Source organism: Helicobacter labacensis (assembly GCF_003660285.1).
GTDB lineage: Bacteria > Campylobacterota > Campylobacteria > Campylobacterales > Helicobacteraceae > Helicobacter > Helicobacter labacensis.
Map to the genome: position 1 here is coordinate 1 of NZ_QXQQ01000020.1, position 22408 is coordinate 22408.

Annotated in this window: 25 protein-coding genes; 20 read left to right on the plus strand and 5 right to left on the minus strand. The window is 47.8% G+C overall.

The genetic code is table 11. The features are described 5' to 3' along the window. The 5 genes from EAO33_RS06520 to EAO33_RS06540 form a co-directional block, all read left to right on the plus strand. On the plus strand, positions 1 to 936 hold a 936-nt coding region (locus EAO33_RS06520), incomplete at its 5' end, for a DNA type IV secretion system protein ComB10 (RefSeq protein ID WP_162982226.1). Between the two features lie 46 nt (positions 937 to 982). Continuing rightward, positions 983 to 1714, plus strand: a complete 732-nt coding sequence (locus EAO33_RS06525; protein ID WP_120945970.1) for a (Fe-S)-binding protein — start codon at positions 983 to 985, stop codon at positions 1712 to 1714. Beyond that, complete coding sequence (locus tag EAO33_RS06530) at positions 1715 to 3166, plus strand: LutB/LldF family L-lactate oxidation iron-sulfur protein (protein WP_120945971.1); 1452 nt, start codon at positions 1715 to 1717, stop codon at positions 3164 to 3166. Further along, entirely contained in the window at positions 3159 to 3797 is a 639-nt protein-coding gene (locus tag EAO33_RS06535) for a LutC/YkgG family protein (RefSeq protein ID WP_120945972.1), read from the plus strand. Before EAO33_RS06530 ends, EAO33_RS06535 begins: the two co-directional genes overlap by 8 nt. Before the next feature lie 9 nt (positions 3798 to 3806). Then, positions 3807 to 4262: a peroxiredoxin gene (locus EAO33_RS06540; RefSeq protein ID WP_120945973.1), complete on the plus strand. Its 456-nt coding sequence runs from the start codon at positions 3807 to 3809 to the stop codon at positions 4260 to 4262. Positions 4263 to 4326: 64 nt separating this feature from the next. Here EAO33_RS06540 and EAO33_RS06545 read toward each other — a convergent pair whose 3' ends face one another. After that, a complete protein-coding gene (locus EAO33_RS06545; RefSeq protein ID WP_120945974.1) occupies positions 4327 to 5136 on the minus strand; it encodes a DNA adenine methylase in 810 nt (269 codons plus the stop codon). Further along, the gene (locus EAO33_RS06550; RefSeq protein ID WP_162982227.1) at positions 5123 to 6007 is read right to left on the minus strand and encodes a hypothetical protein; all 885 of its coding nucleotides are present in this window, start codon (positions 6005 to 6007) and stop codon (positions 5123 to 5125) included. The genes EAO33_RS06545 and EAO33_RS06550 overlap by 14 nt, the downstream gene beginning before the upstream one ends. A gap of 474 nt (positions 6008 to 6481) precedes the next feature. Here EAO33_RS06550 and hisS point away from each other — a divergent pair, with 474 nt between their 5' ends. Next, entirely contained in the window at positions 6482 to 7792 is a 1311-nt protein-coding gene (hisS, locus tag EAO33_RS06555; RefSeq protein WP_120945976.1) for a histidine--tRNA ligase, read from the plus strand. Continuing rightward, on the plus strand, positions 7789 to 8781 hold the full coding sequence (asd, locus tag EAO33_RS06560; protein ID WP_120945977.1) for an aspartate-semialdehyde dehydrogenase: 993 nt from the start codon (positions 7789 to 7791) through the stop codon (positions 8779 to 8781). The genes hisS and asd overlap by 4 nt, the downstream gene beginning before the upstream one ends. On the opposite strand, the gene EAO33_RS06565 is transcribed toward asd, so the two are convergent. After that, positions 8778 to 9284 (minus strand): DUF2147 domain-containing protein, encoded by a 507-nt coding sequence (locus EAO33_RS06565; protein ID WP_120945978.1) that lies wholly within the window; start codon positions 9282 to 9284, stop codon positions 8778 to 8780. The genes asd and EAO33_RS06565 overlap by 4 nt on opposite strands. Before the next feature lie 9 nt (positions 9285 to 9293). Then, positions 9294 to 9788, minus strand: coding sequence for a YhcH/YjgK/YiaL family protein (locus EAO33_RS06570; RefSeq protein WP_120945979.1), 495 nt, complete (start codon positions 9786 to 9788; stop codon positions 9294 to 9296). 95 nt (positions 9789 to 9883) lie between these two features. On the opposite strand from EAO33_RS06570, the gene EAO33_RS06575 reads away from it, so the two are divergent. Genes EAO33_RS06575 through EAO33_RS06610 form a run of 8 tightly spaced genes read left to right on the plus strand, consistent with a single transcriptional unit; the run spans position 9884 to position 15696 of the window. Further along, positions 9884 to 10504 (plus strand): DUF3943 domain-containing protein, encoded by a 621-nt coding sequence (locus EAO33_RS06575; protein WP_235853105.1) that lies wholly within the window; start codon positions 9884 to 9886, stop codon positions 10502 to 10504. A gap of 59 nt (positions 10505 to 10563) precedes the next feature. Next, positions 10564 to 11154 carry a GTP cyclohydrolase II gene (gene ribA, locus EAO33_RS06580; protein ID WP_120945980.1) on the plus strand — a complete coding sequence of 197 codons (591 nt, stop codon included), beginning with the start codon at positions 10564 to 10566 and terminating at the stop codon, positions 11152 to 11154. Beyond that, positions 11154 to 11375, plus strand: coding sequence for a MoaD/ThiS family protein (locus EAO33_RS06585; RefSeq protein WP_120945981.1), 222 nt, complete (start codon positions 11154 to 11156; stop codon positions 11373 to 11375). Before ribA ends, EAO33_RS06585 begins: the two co-directional genes overlap by 1 nt. A 1-nt stretch (position 11376) precedes the next feature. Further along, the gene (locus EAO33_RS06590; protein WP_120946001.1) at positions 11377 to 11817 is read left to right on the plus strand and encodes a molybdopterin synthase catalytic subunit; all 441 of its coding nucleotides are present in this window, start codon (positions 11377 to 11379) and stop codon (positions 11815 to 11817) included. A gap of 9 nt (positions 11818 to 11826) precedes the next feature. Next, positions 11827 to 12357 (plus strand): molybdopterin adenylyltransferase, encoded by a 531-nt coding sequence (mog, locus tag EAO33_RS06595; RefSeq protein WP_120945982.1) that lies wholly within the window; start codon positions 11827 to 11829, stop codon positions 12355 to 12357. Then, the gene (moaC, locus tag EAO33_RS06600; RefSeq protein WP_120945983.1) at positions 12354 to 12818 is read left to right on the plus strand and encodes a cyclic pyranopterin monophosphate synthase MoaC; all 465 of its coding nucleotides are present in this window, start codon (positions 12354 to 12356) and stop codon (positions 12816 to 12818) included. Before mog ends, moaC begins: the two co-directional genes overlap by 4 nt. An 11-nt stretch (positions 12819 to 12829) precedes the next feature. Continuing rightward, positions 12830 to 13582: an HpaA family protein gene (locus tag EAO33_RS06605; RefSeq protein WP_120945984.1), complete on the plus strand. Its 753-nt coding sequence runs from the start codon at positions 12830 to 12832 to the stop codon at positions 13580 to 13582. Next, the gene (locus tag EAO33_RS06610; protein ID WP_120945985.1) at positions 13582 to 15696 is read left to right on the plus strand and encodes an LTA synthase family protein; all 2115 of its coding nucleotides are present in this window, start codon (positions 13582 to 13584) and stop codon (positions 15694 to 15696) included. Before EAO33_RS06605 ends, EAO33_RS06610 begins: the two co-directional genes overlap by 1 nt. Here EAO33_RS06610 and flgL read toward each other — a convergent pair. Continuing rightward, positions 15687 to 18218, minus strand: a complete 2532-nt coding sequence (gene flgL, locus EAO33_RS06615; RefSeq protein ID WP_120945986.1) for a flagellar hook-associated protein FlgL — start codon at positions 18216 to 18218, stop codon at positions 15687 to 15689. The two genes, EAO33_RS06610 and flgL, sit on opposite strands and share 10 nt — an antisense overlap. Before the next feature lie 118 nt (positions 18219 to 18336). Here flgL and rplU point away from each other — a divergent pair, with 118 nt between their 5' ends. From rplU to EAO33_RS06640, 5 genes are read left to right on the plus strand one after another with little or no spacing between them, the layout of a single operon-like run. Then, the gene (gene rplU, locus EAO33_RS06620; protein ID WP_120945987.1) at positions 18337 to 18648 is read left to right on the plus strand and encodes a 50S ribosomal protein L21; all 312 of its coding nucleotides are present in this window, start codon (positions 18337 to 18339) and stop codon (positions 18646 to 18648) included. A 9-nt stretch (positions 18649 to 18657) separates the two neighbouring features. Continuing rightward, positions 18658 to 18921, plus strand: coding sequence for a 50S ribosomal protein L27 (gene rpmA / locus EAO33_RS06625; RefSeq protein ID WP_120945988.1), 264 nt, complete (start codon positions 18658 to 18660; stop codon positions 18919 to 18921). A gap of 27 nt (positions 18922 to 18948) precedes the next feature. Beyond that, complete coding sequence (locus tag EAO33_RS06630) at positions 18949 to 20529, plus strand: ABC transporter substrate-binding protein (protein WP_120945989.1); 1581 nt, start codon at positions 18949 to 18951, stop codon at positions 20527 to 20529. 12 nt (positions 20530 to 20541) lie between these two features. Further along, positions 20542 to 21546 (plus strand): ABC transporter permease, encoded by a 1005-nt coding sequence (locus tag EAO33_RS06635; RefSeq protein ID WP_120945990.1) that lies wholly within the window; start codon positions 20542 to 20544, stop codon positions 21544 to 21546. After that, positions 21546 to 22403 carry an ABC transporter permease gene (locus EAO33_RS06640; protein WP_120945991.1) on the plus strand — a complete coding sequence of 286 codons (858 nt, stop codon included), beginning with the start codon at positions 21546 to 21548 and terminating at the stop codon, positions 22401 to 22403. Before EAO33_RS06635 ends, EAO33_RS06640 begins: the two co-directional genes overlap by 1 nt. Positions 22404 to 22408: the final 5 nt, after the last annotated feature.

Genomic DNA, 22408 nt, shown 5'->3' on the forward strand with positions numbered 1-22408 from the left:
ACCCCCACTCCAAAGGATTACGCCCAACTCCAAGAAAAGCTCCAAGCGCACACGCGCCATATCCAAGACTTGCAAGCCCAACTCCGCCAAGCCAAACAACAACCCCCACCCCCCACTCCACAAGATCAAGACAATCAAGATGATCTAGAGCTAGAACAAGAATCCCAACGCCTAGACATGCTAGCAACGCGTATCCAAGCCTTTGAGCCGGAGCGTCCTTTAGAAATCCAAGAAGGAGGGATAGAAATAGACTATGGTTCTAGGGGCTTTGAAAATCTCAAGCACAAAGACATCGCCACCCATGAAAATAAACTCTTGCGCACCCTGACGGCGGACAAATTGATCCCTGCCTTTCTCATCACCCCCATTAGTTCGCAATTAGCCGGTAAGGTGATCGCGCAGGTAGAAAGCGATGTCTTTGCTAACATGGGTAAAGCGGTGCTGATCCCCAAGGGATCTAAGGTGATTGGCTATTACAACAATGACAACAAGATCGGGGATTACCGCTTGAACATCGTTTGGACGCGCATCATCACCCCCCATGGCATCAATATTATGCTCACCAACGCTAAGGGGGCTGACATCAAGGGCTATAGCGGGCTAGTGGGGGAGGTGATCACACATAATTTCCAACGCTATGGCATGCCCTTGCTGGTTTCCACTCTCTCCAATGGACTCTTGATCGCCCTAACCTCAGCCATCGCCAATAAAACCGGCAAAAACAATTTATTTGGGGATTTTCTCTTGATGCAACTCACGCGCCAAACAGGCATGGGTTTAAGCCAAATCATCGCCCAAATCCTCAAGGACAAGAGCAAGCTACATCCCATCATCATCATTAAAGAGGGGAGTCGGGTTTTTATCTCGCCCAATTTAGACATCTTTTTCCCCATCCCCAAAGAGGGCGAAGTGATGGCAGAGTTTTTCCAACATTAATTTAGTTATGGTAGCCTTACTGGATCGAATGGAGTAAGGAAGCCCGATGAGAGTGTATTTTTTTGCCACTTGCTTAGGAGGGGGCGTTTATAGCCACACGGCTTTGAATTGTATCAAACTCCTCCAAAAAGAGGGGGTGGAGGTGGTGTTTAAGAAAGATCAAACCTGTTGTGGGCAACCTAGCTATAACTCGGGTTATTACGATCAAAGCCGCCAAATCGCTTTACATAATATCCGGCTCTTCAAGCAAGATTACCCCGTGGTGGTGCCCAGTGGTTCTTGTGTGGGGATGATGTCCCATGACTATTTAGAACTCTTTGAGGGGCATAAAGATTATGAGGAGGTCAAGCACTTTTGTGCGCGAGTCTTTGAACTCTCAGAGTTTTTAGACAAGCAGTTAGAAGTGCGCTACACGGACATAGGCGCGCCCATCAAGGTTACATGGCATTCTAACTGCCATGCCCTACGGGTGTCTAAGGTGATTTCTAGCGCAAAAAAACTCATCGCCCAGCTAGACAATGTGGAGTTGGTGGAATTAGAAAGAGAGGAGGAGTGCTGTGGATTTGGGGGGACTTTTGCTATCAAAGAGCCAGAGATTTCTTATGCGATGGTACAAGATAAGATCAAGGACATTGAAAGCCGTCAGGTAGAGTGTGTGCTCTCGGCTGATGCGGGCTGTTTGCTCAACATTAGCGGGGCGATGGCTAAGATGCGTAGCAACACCAAGGCGATGCACTTTTATGACTTTTTAGCCCAAAGAGTGGGCATAGGAGCTTAAATGACACACACCACCACCCATAGCGATCAAGATTACGAAAAAGTCATCACAGAAAAACTAGGCGATGCACAATTACGCACCAATTTACGATCGGCGATGGATACGCTGATTCACAAGCGCAGGGATTTATTAGCCAGCCGTTACCCCGAGTGGGAGCGTTTGCGTGAAATGGGCAAGAACGCCAAACTCAAGGTGTTAGCCCAACTAGATACCTATTTACAACGCTTTGAGCAAAACGCCACCAACAATGGCTTTATCGTGCATTATGCCAGCAGCACCAAAGATGCCAATGAGATCATCTACAACCTAGCCAAAGAGCGGGGGGTGGATCGCATTTTAAAGGGTAAATCAATGGCAAGCGAGGAGATCGGGCTGAACCAATTCATGCAACAAAAAGGCATTGTGGCTAAAGAAACCGACCTAGGCGAATTGATTATCCAGCTCATTGACGAACACCCCGTGCATATTGTGGTGCCCGCCATCCATAAAAACCGCCACCAAGTGGGCAAAATCTTTCAAGAAAAACTAGGCGCGCCCTTAGAGAGTGAGCCAGAAAAACTCAATGGGATTGCGCGCAAACACATGCGCACAGAGTTTGAGGGCTTTAAAATGGGGCTCTCAGGGGTGAATTTTGCCATCGCTAATGAGGGGGCGATTTGGCTTGTGGAGAATGAGGGCAATGGGCGCATGTGCACCAGCGCTTGCGACATCCATGTAGCAATCTGTGGGATTGAAAAGATGGTAGAAAGCTTTGAGGATGCGGCTATTTTAAATAACCTGCTCTGCCCTAGCGCAGTGGGTGTGCCCATTACATGCTATCAAAACATCATCACAGGTCCGCGACAAGAGGGCGAGCTCGATGGTCCTAAAGAGGCGCACATTATTTTGTTGGATCACAACCGCAGCAATATTTTAGCCGATGAGAAATATTACCGCGCGCTTTCGTGTATCCGTTGTGGGACATGTTTGAATCACTGCCCGGTGTATGACAAAATCGGCGGGCATGCCTACCTAGCCACCTACCCCGGACCCATTGGCGTGGTCATCACCCCCCAACTCTTTGGGCTAGACAATTACGAACACATCGCCAATTTGTGTAGTTTATGTGGGCGTTGTGGGGAGGTTTGTCCGGTGAAGATCCCCTTGCCCGAGCTCATCAGGGATTTGCGCGCCGAAAAAAGCCATGAGGGGCGGGGCGTGGTGCGCGGTTATAAGGATGCCAGGCATAGCAAGTTGGAGGAGCTAGGCATGAAGGTCTTTACTAAACTGGCTTGTAATGGGAGTTTGTGGCGGGCGTTTTTGAAGCTTAATGGCTGGATGGCTCCGCTGGGTAAGTGGGTGGGGGCTTACACCCCCGTGCTTAAAGCCTGGCTCAAACACCGCGACATGCCCGCCGTGCAGGCTGATTTGCACGCGCAAGTCAAATCCCTAGCGGGGGTGATTTATGAGTAGCAAGCAAGTCATTTTTGAGCGCGTCCAAAGCGCGCTTGCACGCCACACCATCGCCCACGAAGAGGTGTCCTTTGAGAATCTCATTTTAGACACCAAAGAGGATTTGCTAGAAGAATACACACACTTCCAAGAGCTCAACCGCTCAGAAGTCATCCACTCTACTCCCCAAAATCTCATCACCGAGATTAAAAACGCTTTGATTGCCTTTGAGAGTCAAAAACTCTTGTATGCTACGGATTTACCATGCGATTTAGGGCAGTTGGAGGGTGCTTATGAAACAATCCCCTATGACAAACCGGTAGAGGATTTTAAAGAGGCGATTTTTCAAATAGATACGGCGATTTTAAAAGGCGTGTGTGGGGTGGCTAATTTGGGCATGGTGGGTGTGATCTCTTCGCCTGCAAGCCCTCGCCTAACCTCACTCATCACGCTAAAGTGCATTCTCTTGCTGGAGAAAACAGCCATTGTGCGCGACTTGGCACAGGGGTTGGCTATCTTGAAAGCCCAACAAGCAGATAGACTACCTACCAACATGCTTTTTATTGGCGGACCTAGCCGCACGGCTGATATTGAGCTTAAAACCGTCTTTGGGGTACATGGTCCCATGGCGGTGCGTGTGATCTTATACTAAGGAGAAATGATGCAATTACAACCAAAAACCCCCGCCCCTGCTTTTACTTTGTTCAACGCCCATAACAAGAGCGTGAGCTTGAAGGATTTCTTAGGCAAAAGCGTGGTGCTTTACTTTTACCCTAAGGATAATACCCCCGGATGCACCATTGAGGCGCAAGATTTCACCAAGCTCAAAGCAGAGTTTGAGGCTAAGGGCGCGGTGATTCTAGGGGTGAGCCCCGATGATGCCAAGAGTCATTGCCACTTTATAGAATCTGAAAAGCTAGGCATTGAGCTTTTGAGCGATCCGAGTTTGGAGGTGTTAAAGGCGTATGGGGCTTATGGCACTAAAAACATGTATGGCAAAGAAGTAGAGGGGGTGATTCGCTCTACTTTTGTGATTGATAAAGAGGGCAAGATCGCCCACGCGCTTTACAATGTGCAAGCCAAGGGGCACGCCCAAAGGGTGTTGGAGTTGGTTTAGGCGGGGGTGATTCTTTACTACCGGCGCGGGTTTTGAACCAGCGCGGTGCAAAATTAAGGACCCTCTAAAAATTGCTAATTAACAACTCTTTACCCGCGGGGGCTTTGTCTTGTTTGTAGTTGTTCATGCCATATTGCACTTGGAACTCGCGGATCAAAAAATCCTTGTAGAGTTCTCTAATAGCAGGGCTATCCCCATAAGTAAGCAAGAATTTATGTTGTGTGCGCTTTAGGCAGGCGCAAAGGTGTTCGTGGTTAAAAGTGGTGTGCAAATCTCCTTTTTTGCCATAGAGCCTAGATTGAGCGGCATTGTCATAGGGGGGGTCTAGGAACACAAACACACCATCCCCGTCTTTTTGAAGCAACTCTGCGTAATGATCAGCCGTGAAAGAAAATTTTTTCACCACATTCTGGATAGGGCGTAATCTCTCAATAGAGGTTTGCGTAAAGCGGGATTCATAAGCCTTTTGTGAGTATCCACCACTATCTACAACCCCCGAAAAGCAAATACGATTCAAAATAAAAAAATCCACCGCCCTTTGAAAATCGCTCAGTTTTTGTTGCCTACGCCCTAAAAGGACATGGTAAAGTGCCCTACCATCTGCATGCGCCTCTTTGATCTGCTGGATGGCATCAATGAGACGATCGCCCTGCGTTTTTAGCACCTGCCAAAAACAATAAAGATCGTAATTTAAATCGTTGGCATAGAATTTCTCTACACTAAGATGTGTCTGGGCTAGGTAGATCCCCACACTCCCCCCTCCAAAGAATGGTTCACGGTATTCTTTAAAATCACTTAAGAAATACGCCTTTAATGCTTTGAGAGCCCTTGATTTACCACCCGGATAGCGCAAGGGCGATTTAAGATAGCCCATGGTTGATCCAAACCTCAAAATGGTTATGTTGCGCCTCTGTATTCAAGGCTTGCAGGGTGTGCGCTTGGGAGGGTGAGAATTGGCATGTTTGTAGCAAATCCTGCAAACATGCATTAGGGAGAGTGAATCTGTCTTGCAAGACATCCGATGTCAATCTGAGAACGACTTTAAAACAAGTAAAACCTTGGATATGATCCAAATTTCTATAGAGCATGAGTTTCAAAAGTCCGTCTTTAATATCTTCTTTGCTTGGAAGAAGGGCGTTTTTGCTATGTTTGCTCTCACAAAGATACAAGATTCCCTCCCTATGGATCACATCATCAACCGTGAAGAAATATTGCCCTCCTAGATAGTTTTCAATCACTAATCTTGACTTATCACCCACCCCGATATGTTCTTTTGGCTGGACTATGAGACTTTCGCGTATTTGCGCTTTTTGCGCCTTTTTTCTTGAAAACTCCACAAATGACGACCTGCTTTGCGCGATTTTCTTAGCGAAGGCTTGGATGTTTTTAAAAGGGTGCATTTTGACATTGAGCAGATCAGAAATACGCCTATAAGAAACTTCTATGGCTGTTAGCACCGCCTGTAGATTTTCATTCTCTAATTGATGCAGATTCCAATGCAATGCGCTTTGGTGGTAATTGGTTAATTTAGTGAGATGCTCTGAGATGTGTGCGTGGTTGAATTGTTGGCGCGTGATTTTGTGTCTTAGTCTGTGGCGTTGTGCTCTGTCATAAAAGCCTAAAATCACATAAACGCCCAATAAACTCATCAAAGCAACCGTATCCCATTGCAGATAATCCACATCGCCATCCACTCCCTCATCTTTAATAAGCGGGATGATCGTAGCGACTTTACTAGCTGGCACATCAAAAGTATCATAAACTCTTGCATACGGGTAGGAGCGTGTGCGTTTAGGGCTTACCCACTTACTAAGAGCTAGGGTTTTACCAGCCACCATAACTAAGCATCTACTAGACCATTTATTAATATCTGCGATACCAAAATATCTTAGTTTCTGATTCCAGCACTTTTGATAAGAAAAATTTTTGATCTGCGCTTGTAAATCCATACTCCACCTTTGTGTGCGCACAAATAGCGCAAACACTAAGGTGCAAGCTTAACATAAGTAATATAAACTCAATTATTAGTCTGCCATCCTTTGCTTTCTTATACGCGTTCTGTGGTTGGCAGAATCCCTTCAAACTCCTTGCAATAAATCTCTTGAAAAGAATTTCCGCTACCCCCTTCCCACACCTGAAAGGATTTTGAAGGCGGTATTGCAACACAAGTTTTAGATCTAAAAACTTGCTATAATAGCCCATCTGCATAAAGGATCGCCATGATCGCCCCTAAAACCCTGAGTGGCTTTAAAGATAGACTCCCCCAAGAAGCGATGGCTAAGGGAGCGGTGCTAGACAAATTAGCCCGCGTGTTTAGAAGTTTTGGTTTTGTGCCCATTGAAACCCCCCATTTGGAGTATGCCTCCATTCTCACCCAAGAAGCCGGGGACATCCAAAAGGAGATTTATCGCTTTAAAGATCATGGCAAAAGAGAGGTGGGGTTACGCTTTGATCAAACTTTGCCCCTGGCGCGCTTTGTCGCCCAGCACCACCATGTCTTGGGGTTACCCTTTAAACGCTACGCGATTGGGAATGTTTTTAGGGGGGAGCGCGCTCAGAAGGGGCGTTATAGAGAATTTACCCAATGCGATTTTGATTTCATCGGGAGCAAGAGTTTGCTTTGTGATAGCGAGATTATCCAAGTGATCATCGCCAGCCTTAAAGCCCTAGATTTAGAGGAGTTTAGTGTGTGGATCAACCACCGCCAAATCTTAAATGGGCTTTGCCAACACTTTGGGGTGCATAGTCAAGAGGACATTTGCGCGCTCTTGCGCGTGGTGGACAAACTAGGCAAGATTGGGCAAGAGGGCGTGCTCTTGGAGCTTAAAACCCTCTTTCCTGATTTAGACTTTAAAGACTTCTTAGACATTATCAACACCAGGCAAAATGGCGACCCCTTGGAATTTTTCAAAAGCGTGGCTTATTTGAAAGCCTATAATCCCACTTTAAAGGAGGGCTTAGAGGAGTTAGAAAGCCTCTTTGATCTCTTATTGGCTTTAGAAATCAATCCCGAGCATTTCAAAGTGGATTTTTCCATCGCTAGGGGCTTGGGCTACTATACCGGGATCGTCTATGAAACCACGCTTAATGCCTTAGCGACTTTGGGGAGTGTGTGCTCTGGGGGGCGTTATGACAATTTAGCCAAGAGTTTCAGCACCCAGCATTTCCCGGGTGTGGGCGCGTCCATTGGTTTGGATCGACTCTTAGTAGGGCTAGAAGAATTAGAATTAGTGGAGAGTAAATCCACGAGCGCGCGGGTGTTGGTGGTGTGCATGGACGCAAAGGATTTTGTCTACGCCTCCCAAGTCGCACAGAAATTCCGCCAAAGCGATGTGAATGCAGAACTTTATCCCGAAATTGAAAAACTCAAAAAACCCTTTAGTTACGCTAACCACAGAGGGCATGAGTTTGTGGTAGTGCTAGGCGAGGAAGAGGTGCGCACGCGCAGTCTAACCCTTAAAAATATGACAACGGGTGTGCAAGTGAATCATCTGAGTTTTTTAAAGGCGTTAGCGATGGTGAGCGAATGAAGCGTTACAATGTTGCCCTAGTGGGAGCAAGTGGGGCGGTGGGCGCGCAAATTATTGCGTTATTAGAAGAGTGGGATTTTCCTTTGGCGCGTTTTGTGCCCCTAGCTAGCCAAAGAAGCGCAGGGATGCCCCTCGATGCCTTTGGGCGCACCCACCACATTTTGGAAACCACCCATGAGGTGTTTGAGGGCATAGACATCGCGTTTTTCAGCGCGGGGGGGAAGGTGAGCGCGGAATTTGCGCCCAGCGCGGCACAGGCCGGGGCACTGGTGGTGGATAACACGAGTTATTTTCGCCTAGAAAAAGATGTCCCCCTAGTCGTGCCCGAAGTCAACCCCGGTGATTTGCAAATCTGCCCTAGAAATATCATCGCCAACCCCAACTGCTCAACTATCCAGATGGTGCAAATCCTAAACCCCTTACATCAAGTCTTGGAAATCACGCGTGTAGATGTCAGCACTTACCAGGCGGTGAGTGGGGCGGGCAATAGGGGTATGGCGGAGTTGCGCGCGCAGATGCAAGGCGATCTAACTTGCGCCATTTTTCCCCACCCCATTGCGCTCAATGTGATCCCCCATATTGACGCGTTTTTGCCCTCCGGTTACACCAAAGAAGAGATGAAGATGGTGCAAGAGACACATAAAATCATGCATGCAGAATTCCCCATTAGCGCGACTTGTGTGCGCGTGCCCGTGCTAAGAAGCCATAGTGAGAGTTTGAGCGTGCATTTTGCACGCCCCACTAGCGCGCAGGAAGTCAGGGAGATTTTACAAAGCGCGCCCAGCGTGGTTGTGCAAGACGATCCCCAAAAAGCCCTTTATCCCATGCCTATTTTAGCTAGCCACACCGATCAAAGCTTTGTGGGGCGGATTCGTTGCGATCTCTTTGATCCTAAAATTGTGCACCTATGGTGCGTGGCTGATCAACTCCGTGTAGGGGCAGCCACAAATGCGCTTAGAATCGCTGTGGCGTATTTACAAACGCACTAATTCTCTCTTTGGATTTCCTTTAGGGTTTCTAGCACCCTAGAGAAATCTGGCTTGGTGATGCCATGGGCTTGCAGGTAGGCGTTGTCTAGCTTTTTCCAAATAAAGGTCTTGCCAAAGAAACCGCGCCGATCAAAGCTGGGCAGGAATTTCAAATCCCCGTTTTTCTTTTGGCGCACTTGCACATAGTAGGTGCGTCCATCGTAGAAATTATAAGCTCGCCCATTTTTGTAGATGTCCTTATCCACACAAGTGAGATCGTATAAGAACACCACCCCCTTGTCGCTACGCTGGCGCAGGGCTGGATCTTTATTGTAAATATCCTGCCTCGCTTTAGAACCATCTACATTGGCGATCCCATAGGCGTAATACTTCCCCTTGTATTTGAAAAACTCCACATAGGAACTCTTCATGTAAAGAAACGATTGGGTTTCATACACCCCCTCCAATGTGCTAGCCCCTAGCACCCCGCACAAAAACCCCCATATAATGCAAATATACCTCACCTCAGACTCTTATAATTTTAGTTTGACCAACTCTCTTGGCACTTTTACCACCACTTTGCGCACCAATTTGGCATCAAGGGGGCATGTGGTGTGCGCGTCATATTCTAAAAACACGCCCAGCATGCCCGCATGCATGCACACTTGGCTAAGATGCGGGCTAGCTTGGTAGGTTTCTTGATCTGTGTTGGGATCGTAAGGGGTTTGCACGCACAAATCTGTGCGATCCGCTAGGATCACCATCTCACAGCCCTGCACCACAAGCAAAAAGTCTATAAACCGGCGGTGGGTTTCTAGGACTCCTTGTGTGGGGTGATAGACAATCTGCATCGCATGCATGCCATGATCTAACTCCAGCTTCAAAGAACCCACCTCCTGTTGCATCAGATTTTGGTGGTGGGGGTGGGTTTGATCTAGCGCGCTGTGCAAATAGACACACAAAGACTCTAATTCTACAGTCTTGCTAAACAAGGGCGCAAGAGAACACAACTTGCCAAAGATTGCCATACACACTCCATGATCAAAAGGCATTTATAGCAAGAAAACCCTAATGGTTTTTAAAGTTGTCTTGTGTAACAATGCGCGCTTAGACTGTAGGAGAGATGCTATTGTCAAGACTATCGCCTTCGCGCCTAGAATCCATTGTCATGCGCCATTATGTTCCTAACCATCGTTCTAGGTATCTAGGGGCTAGTGTGGGGATTTTGGGCGTGAGCTTTGTGCTGGGTATTGTGGGGCTGTATTTGATGCCTGAGAGTGTTACCCATTGGAGTAAAGAAAAGTTTGGTTGGTTGAGCTGGTGGCATAATGTGCTTTTGGGTCCCCAATTTGATGGGGATCTCTTCATCTTTAACTGGGTGTTGCACCCCTATTTTGGCGCGATTTACTACATGCAAGCGCGCGTGGCTGGGTATTGCAAACGCGTCTGTGTGTTTTTTACTTTTATGGTTTCTACTTTCTTTTGGGAATATGGGCTAGAAGCCTTTGTGGAAATCCCTAGCTGGCAGGACTTGATCTGCACGCCCACCATGGGACCCTTAGTCGGGGAGTTGTTTTTTGGCTGGACTTGTGGCTTGCAAAACCACCACAAGAAAATATGGGGCTCTAAGAGTCTAGGCGCGATCGCTCTTTTTGGCATGGATTTTATCGGCTTTGTGATTCAAAATCTGGGCTTGGCTAAGGCTTTAGGGATTCGCAATAAAAACACTTTCAAGCAAAGTTAAGCCTTTTTCACCATAATATTACCTTGAAGTGGTAGAATCCTATGTTTAAAAGGCGATTCATGCAGCGTGGTATTCAGGTTTCTAGCCGGGCTAAGCTACCCACCAAATTCGGGGAGTTTTTGATCCAGTCCTTTAGAGAGAATAGGGGGGATTTCAGCTGGGATCATCTGGTGGTTTTCACCCCACATTTATCCAGTGCCCCCTTGGTGCGCCTGCACTCAGAATGCTTGACGGGCGATGTCTTTGGATCGCAAAAATGCGATTGTGGGGGGGAATTAGAGTTAGCCTTGCAGAGGATCGCGCATGCTCCCACGCAGGGGGGCATGTTGATTTATTTGCGCCAAGAGGGGCGGGGCATTGGGCTGTTTAACAAGATCAACGCCTATGCCCTGCAAGATCAAGGCTATGACACCATTGAAGCCAACCGCGCCATCGGCTTTAAGGACGATGAACGCGATTATGGCATTGTCAAGGACATTTTAGAACACTACGGTGTTACGCATATTCACCTACTCACCAACAACCCCCAAAAGGTGCAGGCTTTGAGTGCCTTTGTTAAGGTGGAACGCTGTAGTATCATCGTGCCTAGCAATTGCCACAACCAGCAGTATTTAGAAACCAAAAAAAACAGAATGGGGCATTTACTCTAATGGTTAGCGTAGAATTTTTAGGACCTATTGCAGAAGAGAGCATGCAAGTTGACATCAGTGATCTAGGCGCGCTAAAGGCGATTTTGGCGCAAAAAGAGAGCTTGAAAGCTTGGCTACCCTTGAGCGCGATCGCGATCAATGGCATTTTGGTGGATAATATCCACGCGCCCCTTAAACATGGGGATCGGGTGGTGTTGATGCCCCCGGTGTGTGGGGGGTAGTTTGCTAGAAGTTGTTGAGGGCGCGCTGGACACGGCTAGGTTTTATGCGCAGTGGGAGCGCGAGTGCGTGGCGCACAATTACGGGGCGTTGTGCGTCTTTGTGGGCGTTGTGCGCGCTCAAGAGTCGGGCTTTGAGGGCTTGAGTTTTGATTTATACATGCCCTTGCTGGAAGCGTGGTTTCAAGACTGGCAAGCAAGGGCACGCGCGCGCGAGGTGGTGTTGAGAATGGCGCACTCTAGGGGTGATGTCCCCGTGTCGCAGAGTTCTTACATGGTGGGCTTGATGGCTAGACACCGCCAAGCTCCCCTAGAGCTTTACAGCGCGTTTATTGAGGATTTCAAGCACAACGCCCCCATTTGGAAGTATTACCTGCAAAACCAACGCCGTGTTTACGCCCAAGATCAAAGCCACCCGCTAAAGGGAAGTGGCTTATTGGCATGAAAGGGATACATGGAATTGGTTAAAGTGGGGATTGTGGTAACTAGCGACCGGGCATCTTTAGGGGTGTATGAAGATTTAGGCGGACCAGCGGTTAAAGAGGTATTGACGCGCTATGTGCGTAACCCCTTAGAATTTGAATACGCCCTGATCGCGGACGAACAAGAGATCATCATGCAAACCCTTATAGATTTGAGCGATGCCAAGCGTTGCGATCTCATCATCACTACAGGGGGCACAGGTCCTGCACCCAGAGATGTTACCCCTGAAGCTACGCAGGCGGTGTGTTCTAAAATGTTGCCCGGTTTTGGGGAGGTGATGCGCATGGCAAGCTTGAAGTATGTGCCTACCGCAATTCTTTCGCGCCAAAGCGCGGGCATTAGGGGATCTAGCTTGATTGTCAACTTGCCCGGTAAGCCCAAGAGTATCCAAGAGTGCTTAGAGGTGGTGTTTCCGGCCATTCCCTATTGTGTGGATTTGATTGGCGGAGCTTATATTGAGGGCAATGCAGAGCATATCCAAGTGTTTCGTCCCAAAGCATGAACCACCTAGATTCTAAAAACCACCCCACCATGATCGATGTCAGCACCAAGGCGATCACGCATAGAGTGGCTATTGCCAGCGGTAAGATCAGCATGGACGCTAGCACTTACCAAGCCATCTTGAACAACACGCTTAAAAAGGGTCCGGTGATCCAAACAGCCATCATAGCAGCCATCATGGGGGCTAAACAGACCAGCGCGCTCATCCCCATGTGTCACCCCTTAAACCTAAGCGGGGTGCACGCCCAAGTGCTAGAATGCCCCCAAGAGAGCGCGCTAGTAGTGCGCGTGCAGGTGCGGTGCAGTGGGCAAACAGGGGTGGAAATGGAGGCGCTTATGGGGGTGAGTGTGGGGCTTTTGACTATTTATGACATGGCTAAGGGCTTGGATAAAAGCATGGTAATGGGGGAGATTAAGTTAGAGCATAAAAGCGGGGGCAAGAGTGGGGATTACACTATTTAAAGGAGCTTAAAATGTGGAAATATAGATTACTGGGTGTGGGTTTGTGTGTGGCGTTGGTGGGCTGTGGACCTGAGATCACGATCACCAATGAAGTCCCCCTGCGCTTGGTTTACCAAACTAGCGCGCAAAAAGCCCCAGCAACCCATGAGCAGATTATCTTGTTAAAGCCCGTGTTGCAATACAGCGACAATATCGCCAAAGAGTATGAAACGAAGTTTAGGCAACAACTCACGCTTAAAATCGAAGATTTACTCAAGAACCAAGGCTATAAGGTGATGCCGGTGGATTTGAGCGATAAGGACGATTTAACTTTCGCGCAAAAACGCGATGGCTATTTAGCCTTAGAGATTAGGGGCGAGATTGTGCTAAGACCCGATCCCAAAACCACAGAACAAAAGAAATCCAGTCCGGGGTTAATTTTCTCTACGGGTATGGATGTGATGAAGGGCACATTGCTGGCGATGGGCTATATCAAAGTCGTGTTTGTCGAACCTATGAGTGGGGAGTCTGTGGATTCGTTCATGGTGGATTTGAGTGAAGTGGATGTCAAAGAACCCTTTGTTAAATCCAGCAAATCCGAGCACACGGGCGGGTTATTGAGCTCTATGTATAAGGGCAAGGATAGTTCCAATGACGCGATCAAAAAAGCCTTGAATACGATCTTTAAAGCCGTCATGCAACGCGTGGATTTTAAACTCACCCAAGAGAAAATTAAGGCTTATGCCAAAGATATTACCGAGTTAAAAGCGCGCAAACCAGAGTGATGGCCACGCGCGCCTTCGCCCAACAATGTTTGCGGCTTGTCATTGGGGCGTTGTGCTTTAGCCTTTTCTTCAGTGTCTTCTTTCTTTGTTTGCGTTTGGGCTTTTTAGCCTACACGGGGGTGTATAAAGGCGCGCTAAACCAGCCCCTTGGCACGCTTCTAAACCCCATTTGGCATGTATTAGGCGATGGGATCAAATACGATAACCGTATTGTCGCCATCTTTGGATTGCTCTTTTTGCTCATAGGGTTTCTTACGCCCACGCGTGCGCGCGCTAAGACGCTTTCCATCTACGCCCTATTTTGTATCGCACTGTGTTTGTTCTTGCAAATAGCTAACATGACCTACTATAGCATTTATGGGAATGTCTTTGATGCCAACCTAGTAGAAATCTTTGAGGAAAACCCTAGAACACTCTTGAGCATGGCTGTAACTGGGGAGTATTTCATCGGCACGAAACTGTTAGTTTGGCTGGTGTTGAGCGCGCTGGGGTTTTGGCTTTATCTTGGGGTGATCTGCCTAGCCACACGCCTCTGCCATGCCCTAGAGTTGTTCCCTCTAAGGTGGGCGTTGGGAGGCGTGTTTGGGGTTTTAGCTTTGTTTATGCTCATCTGCATTAATTCTCGCCTAGCTCTTAGCGGGGTGTCTTTGGATTTTGTGGTGAAACCAGCCCAAAACGCGTTTTTACGCAAGATAACCCCCGGGGCTTTCCGCAATCTCTATCTAGTCTTTAGAGATTATTCTAAAAGCCACCAAGTGGATTTTTCCAACTTCACGCCTAAACCCCTACTCCAAGCCACCCAAGAGTATTTCCAGCTCCCCTCCACCACCCCCCTCCCCCTTGATCTAAGAGAACTCCTCAAAGCCCAAAGCCACAACCCCTTGCAACCCAGCATCACGCATGTGTTTTACATCATCTCTGAATCGCTCTCCAGCTGGCATTTTGATCCCAAATTCGACTCCATCCACCTAGTGAGCGCGCTCAAAAGTTTGGACGATCAAAAACATGGCTTCATTTTTCCTTTATTCCTAGAAAACGCACGGCGCACGGTGAAAAGCCTAGATGTGCAAATCACAGGGCTGTTTAATATCAGCGATACCAATTTTGTGAACATGGGTGTGCCCATCCCTAGCCTGCCTAGTGCCATTGGTAACCAAATGAAGGCTTTGGGTTTCCACAATCTCTTTTACTATGGAGGGAGTGGGATTTGGAATCGCTTGGATAGCTTCACCAAAACCCAAGGCTTTGATGGCTTAATTTTCAATACCCCCTTGCTGGAATTTGCGCGCCAAAAGCTAGCCAATAACCCCAAAGCCTATCCACATCCCCTAGAGAGCAATTGGGGCGTGCATGACAATATTCTCTTTGACTACATTTTACAAACCACCCCCCCCGATCGCAAGAGTTTTAGCATGGTGATGACTTTGAGTAACCACACAACTAGAAATGTGAATTTGAAAGCCTTTGGGGTGCCCTTGGAGCAAATCCAAGCCTTTGTGGATCGCACCCCAAAGTCAACCAATCTACCCGATGCGAATTTTCTAGGGCATATCTATTGGTATGACAAAATTTTAGTGGATTTCATCAAAAAAGCGCGCGTTAAATTTCCTAACTCCCTTTTCATCATTACAGGGGATCACTTCGATCGCAGTTTTGACTACGCCAAAGAGGATTTTTACATGACTAAAAGCGTGCCCTTGATCGTCTATGCCCCCTCTTTAGAGCCCAAACCCATCCATTGTATCGGGGCGCATATTGACATCGCCCCCACGATCATGGAGCTCATTGCCCCTAAGGGCTATGGGTATGTCAGTTTTGGTAAACCCCTTTTTAGCAACGCTTCCATGCCCAAGGATTGTGCGCACGATCACGCTCTAGGTTTTGATGTGGTGGGAGCTAAGGGGGTAGATGGGGTAGATTTTGTCTATGGAGGCGGGGGGCTAAAAGGGCTACGCTATGTCCGCCAGCAACGCTGGATCAAACACCCCCCCAACCTCCAAGACTTGCAATTAGCCAAAGCCCTCATGGAAAAAGAAAAGATCGCTAATGGGTTAAGTTGGTATTATCTCTTCAAAGGTCCCATCTTAAAACCCCCCTTGATACCTCATAAGTAATGGCTCAAAGCCATTTGGTTGATCTTGCTACTAGAAGAGAGCACCGCATCGTAATTGTTGCGCAACTGAGAAAACTTATTATAAGTTTCCGCAATATCTGTGCCCACGGTGTCGCCCCTAATGGCTTGCACTTGGGATTTTAGCACCTCATTGCGTCTTAACATGTGCGCAAAAGAGCGCCCATGCGCCCCATTAGCCGCGATCACCTTTTCAATGTGATCGCTCAAGTGGTCCACTAGCTCAATATTATTTTGAATCCCCAAGTTACGCATGCGATCGTTGTAATTGTCCTGCAAGGCATCCGGGCGGTAGATTCCCTCACGCACCGAGTCGATCACCCCGTCTAATTGCTTAAAAAAATTGATATGGGGTTGATCTATGGTGAGAGCGTCATTGGCGTTCAAACGGATGGAGGGCGCGTCTTTTTTAAGCACATCGGGCGAAAAATCATCAGAGTGGCTGTCAAAAAACATGAATTGCATGGGGGTTTTAGAGTGGATTTTATCATGGATCACCACCTGCCCGTTCTCATTTAAAGCGACATCTACGCGCGTGTCCGCCTGCTGGAGTAGGGCTAAAAACGCCTCCTTGCTCTCCTCAGAGGACACATGCGCTTGGGCGCGCTCATAAACCTTAGCGTCTTGGTTGCTGTAATTCATCGCTAAAGCGATCGCGTCCATCAATTGGCGGTAAGTAACTTCGTTGGGCTTAGTGAGGCTGGGGGGGGTTTGGTTGCGGTTATACAAGGGGATTTTATAGGGCGCGCCTCCCCCTTTATTGGGTAATTGCAAAAACGCGCCTTGATCTTGCAACAACAAACGCGCCTGCACGCCCACGCCATTGTGATCGCGCAATTTGAAAATATAATCTTGCGCGCCAATTTGCGCCCCCATCACTTCAGCAAGCCTAGTCGCTCCTGTAGCATAATCCATACTCTTAGGCACGACTTGAGAGATATTGCCTATCAGGCGTGCACCGGCATGCGTGAAATAGGTTTTTTGGTATTCGTTGGCGTAATCGGTGGGTAAGGCTTTGACCTCTTGACCTTTGGCATCTAAGCTCTTGAGAGTCAAACTCAAACCATGCGCGCCATCAAAGGGGGGGGTTTTGCTGTCATGGGCGCTGTTTTTTACATTGTGATCGATGAGGCGCAATCTCCCATCATTAGAAATTTCCACATCTATGTCGCCCTGGAAATGCTCTTTAATGGCGTTCATCACATCTTGCAAGGTGGAATCCACGCCTAGCACAAGGGGTTCTAAGGGTTCTGTATTGATTGTGCCATCCTTGTGGTTGGGGCGCGTTCCACTGATTTGTAAAAACGCGGCATTGGGACCTAAGATCGCGCTGAGTTTGGTGTTGCGGTTAGCCGGGGTGTTTTCTTGGGTGATGAACGCGCTAGAGAGATCGAGCACGCGGTGATCATAGGGGTTGCTCACCCCATGCAAGGTAGAAAGAGCGCGATCTGTCAAAAAGGGGCTTTTGACATAGCTGGTGATGCGCGCATCACTGGCGCGGAGTTGGTTGAGATCATCGACATCTTTGTCGCTAGAGATCATGTGAAAATCAATGGTGGCATTGCCGGTGGTGAGGTCTTTGATCTCAATTTCTCCCCATGCGTTCAAACTCACCTCTACCACCTTATTGGTGGAGGTGTTGCCATAGGCGCGCCCAATCTGATCTAAGAGATCACTAATGGTAGTAGCGTCTTCTTTTTTGGTGTAAGCCTTATCTAGGGCGAATTTGGCTTTAAAGGCACTACCATCGGGGCGCACCCCTTGCAAATAGAAATACTCTTTGGGATCATTGCTGGGATCATCATCACGATCGCCGATGAGATCGCGCAAAGTATCCGTGGATTGCACAAAAACCTCTTTGGGTTCGGCGGTTTTGTTCAGCGCGTCCATAATGTCCGGATGCAACTTGCTTTGGTTGAACATTTTGATATTGGTGCTGATGTGCTTTTGCTTGTCTAAATCCTTGCCCAAGAACAAATTATGCCCTGTGATATTGTAAGGCACAAGATTATTCGCGCTCACTAGGGCGTTGAGACTCTCATCATTGCCATAGTAATTCCCCGCGCTATCAAAGGGTCTGCGATCCACCTTGCTCCCCCCAAAGAGATATTCCCCGCCTATAGAAGTGTTAGCCACATTGATCATATGGGCTTTGAGCTTTTCTAAATCAAGGGCGATAGCTTGGCGAGAAGTGGTGGAATGCACATCGCTAGCGGCTTGAATCAACTTGGTTTTAAACTGCTCCATGGTGCTAGAGAGCTCGCTTAGGGCTTTGTCGGTGTTAAGGGTGGCGGTGTGTGCGCTGTTGGCGACATCAATACCCTGATCTAGAGTGTTCTCTTCAAAGCCGTATTTGAGATTCTGGTTATTGATATTGCTATCTTGATAGCCTTGCTGGATCTTCAACCCAGAGGCGATCTTGCTATTAGCGGTGTTGAGTTTGTTTTGTAACGCGTTTTGGTAATAATTCATTTGGCTATAACGGCCACTATCGCTAATGCGCATGGATTTCCCTTCACTTGTCAACTTTATTGGACATGCAATATATATACCATTGCGCTATGGTCTAGTTTTTAAGCTTTTCTGTGTTAAAGTAAAGCTTATTTTTTCCTTAGGATTTGGCATGTATGCAGTGTTTAAAAATGGGGGTAAGCAGTATAAGGTGCAAGAGGGCGATGTAGTCTTGCTGGATAAAATGGGTTTGGAGCCCAAAACGCGCGTGGAGCTAGATGCTATCTTGGCGGTGGTCAAAGAGGGCGCGCCTGTTTATGGAACGCCTTTTGTGCAAGGAGCTAAGATTGAAGCAGAAGTGATCAATGAGGGGCGGGGTAAAAAGGTGGTGATCTTTAAAAAGCGCCGCCGCAAGGATAGCAAAACCAAGCGGGGTTTTAGGCGGGATTTCACCCGTGTTAGAATTTCTAAAATTGTCGCATAAGGAGTAGAGATGGCACACAAGAAAGGTCAGGGGAGCACCCAAAATAACCGCGATTCAGCCGGAAGACGCTTAGGGGTTAAAAAGTTTGGCTCAGAATTTGTCAGAGCGGGCAATATCTTGGTGCGCCAAAGAGGCACTAAGGTGCATCCGGGCAAGAATGTAGGGATGGGAAAAGATCACACCCTGTTTGCTTTGGTGGACGGGTTTGTGTGTTTTAGTTACAGAGATAAACAGCGTAAGAAAGTGAGCGTCTTAGAAACACAGAACACTTAAATACTAAGGGGGAGGGAAGGAGTTGCGATGAAAAAATGGCTAGTGGGCTTTTTTGGGCTGTGGTTGCTATGGGGGAGTTTGGGAGCGCAGGGCAAGCCGGGGGGGACCTTAGTTTATGCGCGGGGCGCAGATGGCTCGAGCATGGATCCAGCCCTAGTTACCGATGGAGAGAGTTATGTCGCCACCAGCAATATTTACGAGACTTTGGTGCGTTTTAAATACGGGACAACAGAGATCGAACCGGGCTTGGCTAGTAGCTGGGAGATTTCTAAAGATGGTCTTGTTTACACTTTCCACTTGCGCAAGGGGGTTTATTTCCACACCACCAAGTATTGGAATAAAAAGGTTGAATTCACCTCTAAAGATGTGCTTTTCTCCTTCAAACGCCAGATGGCGGGGGGCGATCCCTATTATAAGGGGCGTAGCTATATCTATTGGGAAAGCATGGCGATGTCCCACATTATCAAGAGCGTAGAGGCTCTAGACAAATACACGGTTAAAATCACCTTGAAAAAACCTGAAGCCCCCTTTTTAGCTGATTTGGGCATGGATTTTCTCTCCATTTTAAGTCAAGATTACGCGCAGTATTTAGCTAGTCAGGACAAGCAAAGCGAACTCTCTAAAAAGCCCATTGGCACAGGACCTTTCAAATTCGTGCTGTGGCTTAAGGACGACAAGATTCGTCTAGTTAAAAACCCTAACTATTGGGGAACCAAGGCTTTTTTAGATCAGGTGGTGATTCGTGTGATTCCCAACCCCTCATCGCGGGCTTTAGCCCTAGAAAAGGGCGAAGTTTCTCTAATTAGCGCGCCTAATCGCAACGAAATCCCCCGTCTAGAGAGTTTACCCGGGGTGGTTGTGGACAAAGCCCCCTCTTTGAGCGCGGCATGGCTTAGCCTCAATAACAATAAAAAGCCCTTTAGTAACCGCCTTGTGCGCCTCGCGCTCAATTACGCCATCAATGTGGATGACTACATCAAGGTTGTGTATGAAGGTTACGCCCAAAGGGCGATCAACCCCATACCCCCGGGCATGTGGGGCTATAACACCAATGTCAAGCCCTACCCCTACGACCCCGCTAAAGCCAAGCAACTCTTAAAGCAAGCGGGCTACCCTAGTGGGTTTGAAACCACGCTTTTTACCGCCGCTAGGCACAATAAAAAGGCTGCAGAATTTATCCAAGCCCAATTGGCTAAGGTGGGTGTGAAAGTCAAAATCGAGTTTTTTGAGTGGGGGGCTTATTTGAAAAAGACGGGCATGGGCGAACACGAAATGGCTTTCAGTGGTTGGTTAGCGGACACGGGTGATCCGGACAATTTTCTTTATATCCTATGGAGTAAGCATGCCGCTTCGCAAATCCCCACCCAAAACCACTCTTTTTACAAAAGCAATGCCTATTCGGATTTAGTAACTCGCGCCAAGGAAATCACAGACGAAAAAGAGCGCACCAAACTTTATCAAAAAGCCCAAGTTATCTTCCATGAAGACGCGCCCTGTGTGCTCTTAGCCTACCCTGATGAGGTTGCACCCCATTTAGCAACCCTCAAGGGTTATAAGGTTACAGGGGTGCAACGCAACCGCTTTGCTTCTGTGTATTTTGAGCGATAAATCTAGCGCGCCATGCTTAGTTTTATTCTCAAGCGAATCTTGTGGACAATCCCCACTTTATTTGGGGTAACCCTCATTGTCTTTGCGATGGTGCATTTGGCTCCTGGCGATCCGGCTTTATTGATTTTAGGCGAACACGCCAGCCAAGAATCTGTAGAAGCTCTGCGCGAACAAATGGGCTTGAATAAACCCCTTTTAGAGCAGTATTTTCTTTACATTAACCACATTTTTCATGGGGATTTTGGCAAGTCTTTGATGTCGGGTGAGCCGGTGTTAGAGGAATTTTTACAACGCTTTCCGGCTACCATTGAGCTCTCTATAAGCGCGCTTGTGATTTCTATTGTGTTAGGCTTGTTTGCGGGCATGTTAGCGGCTATCAAACGCTATAGCTTCTTTGATTACACTAGCATGGGTGTGGCTTTAGCTGGGGTGTCCATGCCTGTTTTTTGGCTAGGTCTATTGCTCATCTATTTTTTCAGTGTTAAATTGGGGTGGTTGCCATCTTATGGGCGTTTGAGTGATGAATTTTATTTAGATGGACCCACGGGGTTTTATCTCATTGACAGCTTAATAGCCCATGACTATAGGGCTTTTGTGGACGCGCTCAAGCATTTGATCTTGCCCAGCATCACCCTAGCCACGATCCCTACTGCCATCATCGCGCGCATGACAAGGGCTAGCATGCTGGAGGTTTCCAAAGAAGACTATATCCGCACGGCTAAGGCTAAGGGGTGTTCGCCCTTCAGAGTGGTGGTGGTGCACACCTTGCGTAACGCGCTCATCCCGGTAACTACCCTTGTGGGCTTAATGTTGGCCGGGTTACTTGGAGGGAGCATCCTCACAGAAAACACCTTTGCATGGCCGGGGGTGGGCAAATGGATGGTCAATGCCCTCAACCAACGCGATTTTCCCATCATCCAAACTTCTAGCCTGATCGTAGCGGTGATCTTCATTGGGGCGAATTTGCTAGTGGATGTTTTATACGCCTTCATTAACCCTAGAATAAGGCTGTCTTAATGGAACGCTTCAAAGAATTTTGGGGGCAGTTTAAGAAAAACAAAGCGGCCGTAGTGGGGGCATGTATTGTGTTGTTCTTGATTCTATGTGCCCTATTAGCCCCTGTGATCAGCGATCATGATCCTTATGCACAAAATGCTCAAGAGAGACTAGCTCTGCCCTCTTGGGAGCATGGGGGGAGTGCTAAGCATTTGTTGGGCACAGATGATTTAGGACGCGATACTTTCACGCGCTTGCTCTATGGAGCGCGTATTTCGCTGACTATTGGGGTGGTTTCCATTGGCATTGCGGTGTCTTTTGGGATTGTCTTTGGACTCTTAGCGGGCTATTTTGGCAGGCGCACAGATATGATCATTATGCGCGTCATGGATTTAATGCTCTCTTTGCCTTCGATTTTGCTGATTATTATTGTGGTGGCAATCTTGGGTCCCTCGCTTTTAAATGCGATGTTAGCTATTGGGATTGTGGGTATTCCGGGTTTTGCGCGCATTGTGCGCGCCTCTGTTTTGGCAGAAAAAGAAAAAGAATATGTCATCGCCTCTAAAGTCAATGGTTCGGGGCATTTGCGCCTGATGTTTGCGGTGATTTTCCCTAATTGCGCTGTGCCCATCATTGTGCAAGCTACGATGGGTTTTGCCTCTGCCGTGTTAGAGGCAGCTGGTTTGAGCTTTTTGGGACTAGGAGCCCAACCCCCTACCCCTGAATGGGGTGCGATGCTCATGGATGCTATGCAATATCTAAGAAGCAATCCATGGATGATTGTGCCTCCCGGATCAATGATCTTTTTAACCGTGATGGGTTTTAATTTGCTAGGCGATGGGATCATGGACGCGCTCGATCCCAAACACACGCGTTAGGGGGC